The 5,594-nt window shown below is 34.5% G+C and carries 2 protein-coding genes; both read left to right on the top strand.

The window, feature by feature from the left end; translation table 11 throughout:
• Positions 1 to 2,671 (top strand): GH116 family glycosyl-hydrolase (locus tag AC34EU_RS08630; RefSeq protein WP_489696214.1); only part of this gene is annotated, 2,671 nt, incomplete at its 5' end.
• A gap of 73 nt (positions 2,672 to 2,744) precedes the next feature.
• Positions 2,745 to 5,384: a GH116 family glycosyl-hydrolase gene (locus tag AC34EU_RS08625; RefSeq protein ID WP_489696213.1), complete on the top strand. Its 2,640-nt coding sequence runs from the start codon at positions 2,745 to 2,747 to the stop codon at positions 5,382 to 5,384.
• Positions 5,385 to 5,594 lie beyond the last annotated feature (210 nt).

The raw sequence follows: 5,594 nt of genomic DNA, 5'->3' as shown, positions 1-5,594 counted from the left end.
TTTGTCCGCTTGTGATTTCGTAAGCAAAACAAAATATGGCCATTTAATTCCAGCAGATAAAATGTTGTCTCTAGAATGGGTTAAATCTTTAACGGAAAGAGGTATTCCAGAAGTATATTCTTCATTGAAAGATGAGTTAAAATACATAGGAATGCCAATTGGTGGAGTTGGTTGTGGACAACTTTATATAAGTGGAGATGGAAGGTTATGGCTTTGGGATATTTTTCAATCTAATTATAATCGAGAAGCACCAACAAGTCCAAATCACCCAGATGTCAATAAAAGATGGCGTTTAGATGAGTTTAGCATGGGAGGTTTATATCCAAAACCTCGAACATCATCAAAAGAAAACAATCTTTTTCAGGTAAAAAATGGATTTTCAGTTCAGTATCAGCAAGCAGATAGTACTAATACATTAAGATTAGATAGCGAAGGGTTTGATACTATTTCATTTAGAGGCGAGTATCCTATAGCAAAAGTATCCTATAAAAAAAACGATACTCCACTAAGTGTTGATTTAACAGCATATTCGCCATTTATACCTTTAAATATTAAAGACTCTAGTATCCCCGTAACTGTACTTTCGTATAAAATTACAAACAATAGCAAAGAAACTTTAAAATTAAACATAGGTGGATGGCTTGAAAATACTGTATGCCCTAATACAGATGATATTGACGGAAGAAGAAAAAATATTGTTATTTCTGAAAATGGAAAAACGACGGTGTTTATGACTGCTTCAGGCGAAGGATTAAAAAAAAGAAAAGGATATGGAAATATGGCTATCTCTTTATTAGGAAATCAAGCCTGTAATGCCAATCCTAATTTAGACGAAGAATTTGTTTTTGAACAAAATAAAAAAACTACAGCTGAAACCTCATTAAGTCAATCTTTGATAGGAAGTGTATCGACACTCTTAGAATTACAACCAAACGAAAGTAAAACCATTACGTTTTTAATAAGCTGGTATTTTCCTCATTACAATATTGATGCTTCTGGTTCTGGAGTAATGGGACAGATAAAAGATTTTAATATTTTAAAACGTAATTACGCTTTACATTATAATGATGCTAATGAGGTAGCAATTTATGTGTCTAAAAATTTTGAAAAACTTTCAAGTACAACTTTAAAGTGGAACGAAACTTGGTACAATTCTACCTTACCCTATTGGTTTTTAGATCGCTCTTTTATATCTATAGATTGTTTAGCAACACAAACTAGCCATTTGTTTAATAATGGTCGATTTTGGGGTTGGGAAGGTGTTGATTGTTGTGAAGGAACCTGTACACATGTTTGGCAATATGCTCAAGGGATGGCCCGTATTTTCCCTTCTTTAGAAAGGAATTTGAGAGAAAAAGTTGATTATAGTATTGGATATAGCGATAAAGGAACTATTTCTTTTAGAGCAGAAAATTTAGATAATTTTACTGGTGGCGCTTTTGCTATTGATGGTCAATTAGGGACTATCATAAGAGTATATAGAGAACATCAAATGTCAATTGATGACGCTTTTTTAACCCGAATCTGGGATAAAGTAAAACAGTCTATGCGATATATTATAGCCCAGGACAATGGTAATGGGCTAATAGAAGGAAAACAACCACATACTTTAGATTCTGCATGGTATGGCCCTATGGGATGGATTACTGGACTCTATTTGGCTGCTCTTAAAGCTTGTGAACAAATGGCTTTGGAAATAGGTGATGATGAGTTTGCAACGAGTTGTAATAGAATCATTCCAATTGGGCAAAAGAATATGGTTGATAAATTGTTCAATGGCAACTATTTTATTCACCTTCCTCCTGATTATAATTCAATCAATACCAATAAAGGATGTCATATAGACCAGGTATTAGGGCAAAGTTTTGGCTATCAAGTAAATTTACCTGATGTCTTGCCGCAAAAAGAAACTCGTTCGGCATTAAAGTCACTTTGGAAATATAATTTCTCACCTGATGCAGGACAATATGCTTTAGATCATAAAGAAATAAAAGGCGATCGCCTATACGTAATGCCTGGAGAAGCAGGATTAATAATGACCACTTGGCCACTTGGAGGCGATGATAAAGCTGTCCCAGGTATGACAGAACGCCCAGATAATTCAGAGTTTTGGATTGGTCCAGGAGGGTATTTTGATGAATGTATGAATGGTTTTGAATATCAAGTTGCCTCACACTTGGTATGGGAGGATATGTTAACTGAGGGTTTGTCTATTATGAAAGCAGTTCATGAACGCTATAATGGTTCCAAACGAAATCCGTACGATGAAGTAGAGTGTTCTAGTCATTATGCACGTTCTATGGCTTCTTATGGTACGTATTTGGCTGCTTGTGGCTATCACTACCATGGTCCAAAAGGAGAGTTAGGTTTTGATCCAAAAATACACCCTGAAGATTTTAAATGTGCTTTTACGACAGCAGAAAGTTGGGGGACATTTATTCAAAAAATAAGTAATGAAGGCCAAGAAAATATGCTTAAAATAGAATATGGAAAATTAAAACTTAAGTCATTTTCTATTATTCCAAAACATACAGTAAAAGAATTAAAAATAACAGTAAACAATACATTCATAGATAGCATAGGGAACTATAAAGACGGAAAATATAAAATTAGCTTTAAAGAACAAGAATTATCTCTACAAGATCACTTTAAAATAGAAACTTGGTTTTAAAAAAAGCTAGGAGGAATAACTTTTGATATAATAATAAAATGAAAAACGAAATAATTCTAAAATTGAAATCAAAATGAAACTATCAGTAAAAGCCTTAATCTTTTTCGTGCTATGTACATCGGTGGTGTCAGCACAACAATTAAATAAAAAATGGCCTGTATTAAAAACCTATGAAGGAAAATATATTGACGAAGTTGCTATGCCTCTTGGAGGGATAGGTACGGGTACAGTGTCCATTGGAGGGAAAGGAGATTTAAGAGATTGGGAAATCATGAACCGTGGTGCATTAGGATATTTACCGGCCTTTAAGTTTGTACAACCTACCATTGCCAATGGGCCGTTTTTCGCCTTATACTATAAAGAACAAAATAAAGAAGCCGCTGTAAAAGTATTAGAAGGACCTGTTTCAACCAAAGATTATTACGGAGATTGGGGAGCAGATGCTGTAAATTCTGGTTTTCCACGATTTGAAGAAACCACGTTTTCGGCAGCATACCCTTTAGCGCAAGTTAATTTTAAACATAAAGATGTGCCTGTAGATGTACGTTTAGAAGCGTTTAATCCTCTTATTATGGGTGATGCAGATAAAAGTGGTATTCCAGTTGCTGTACTACGTTATGTGATTACAAATAACACAAATAAGCCTATTGAAACTTCAGTGGTAGGTATGGTGCCTAACTATATTGGCGTTGACGGTTGGACAGGGAAGCCTAAAGATAATTATAATGATTATAAAGAATCAAATGGAGTAAAAGGGCTGTATATGTATTCTGAAGGCGTAGATAAAAAAGACACGAATTGGGGAACCATGGCACTAACGACCACTTCAAATGGAGATATTAGCTATAGAACTTCTTGGGCAAGATTAGGTTGGAATTGGACGTTTCGTGAGTTTTGGGACGATTTTATTGCCGATGGGAAGTTAACAGATCACCCTGAAAGTAAAAAAGTAACCAAAAATGATGGTAAAACAACTTTTATTGGAGGGCATAATGTAAAAGACAATAAAAAGATAGAAACACCTCCAGCTACTTTAGCAGTTAAGCAAGTGTTGCAGCCAGGAGAATCAAAAACGGTAACATTTATGTTGACTTGGCATTTTCCAAATCGTAGAGCTTGGGATCATGGAACACATAATGGCGGTGGCGGTAAAGAAATTGTTGGTAATTATTATACAACTTTATACCAAGATGCTTGGGCCGTAGCAGAGCAAACAGCCACAAGTTTAGAAGCATTGGAAAATAAAACAGTAGATTTTGTAAGTAGCTTAGCTAACAGTGATATACCAGATGTATTGAAAGAAGCAGGATTGTTCAATTTGAATAATTTAAGAAGCCAAACGGTATTTCGTACTGCCGATGGATTACCTTTTGGTTTTGAAGGTACAGGAAGTATTAAAGGAACAAAAATTGGTGCAGATAAATCTTCTGGTTGGGGATTTGGAACCTGTACTCATGTTTGGAATTATGAGTCTACCACACCTTTTGTGTTTGGTGATTTGGCTACCAAATTCAGGGAAGTTGAATTTTTGCACAGTGTAAATGACAATGGAGGTCAAAGTCATCGTGTTGGTTTGCCTATAAAAAAAAGAGGGAAAGACTTTAAAAAATGGGCAGCGGATGGGCAAATGGGAACGCTTATAAAAGTATATCGCGACTGGCAACTATCTGGTGATGATGAAAAACTGAAAGAAATGTGGCCAAATATAAAAAAGGTTATGGCATTTGCATGGACTGGTATTTGGGATGTAAATAAAGATGGAGTTATGGAAGGCAGTCAACATAATACTATGGATATTAATTATGTAGGCCCTAACCCTCAAATGGCAGCTTGGTATCTAGGAGCTTTAAAAGCTTCAGAAAAAATGGCACATCATTTAAAAGACAAGGCTTTTGCCAAAGAATGTAGAGGGCTTTATGAAAAAGGGCGTAAATGGATAGATGGTAATCTTTTTAATGGAGAATTTTATGAACATCATATTCCAGAAGGGGCTAGTAAAGTAGCGCAGCTGGGTAAAGGTTGTTTGGTTGACCAATTAGTGGGGCAGTATTTATCGCATACAGCTGGTTTAGGTTATGTTTTAGATAAAGAGCATGTACAAACTACCTTGAAAAGTATTATGAAATATAATTATGTTGATAATTTTAATGAACATTTTAACACCTTTAGAAGCTTTGCTTTAGGCGATGAGGCTGGACTTGTTATGGCATCGTACCCAAAAGAAGGAACTTTATTAGATTTCCCATTTCCTTATTACACTGAGTTAATGACAGGTTTTGAGTACAGTACAGCCGCTCACATGATTTATGAAGGTCAAGTAGAAAATGGATTACAGATATTTAAAGATATTAGAAATCGTTATGACGGATTCAAAAGAAACCCCTTTAATGAAGGAGAATACGGTCATAGATACGCTAGAGCTATGGCAGCATGGGCAGGCATATTAGCCTATACTGGTTTTCAATATTCTGCCGTAGATCATTCCATGAGTTTTAACGCTAAAAACGGAATTTTTTTCTGGTCTAATGGTTATCAATATGGAACTTTAGAAGTGCTTGATTCTGCTTTGGGTAAAACAGTGATTCTTACTTCTAAAAATGGAGATTTGATGCTTAGTTCATTTATATTGAATGATTTTGGAAAAATTGAATTTAAAAAAGAAAAAACTTTTATTAAAGGAGAATCTATAACGTTTGTAGTTTCTAAAAAATGATAAAAAAATAAATGATAAAACTTAAAACAAATTAAAATTATGGTAGAAAATTTGGTAACACCTTTAAACAACTAAAAATGAAGAATTTAATCAGAATAATTCGTTTATTCGTTTTTGTGACAATTTACCTGACAACAATGTCAGCTTGTGTCAACAGTAAAAATAAACAACCAAATATTATTGTGATCTTTGTAGATGATATAGGCTACA

The sequence above is a fragment of the Candidatus Marivariicella framensis genome (genome assembly GCF_982709265.1).
The sequence above is the reverse complement of the archived record's forward strand: the minus strand, read 5'-3'. Positions and strand labels throughout refer to the sequence as shown.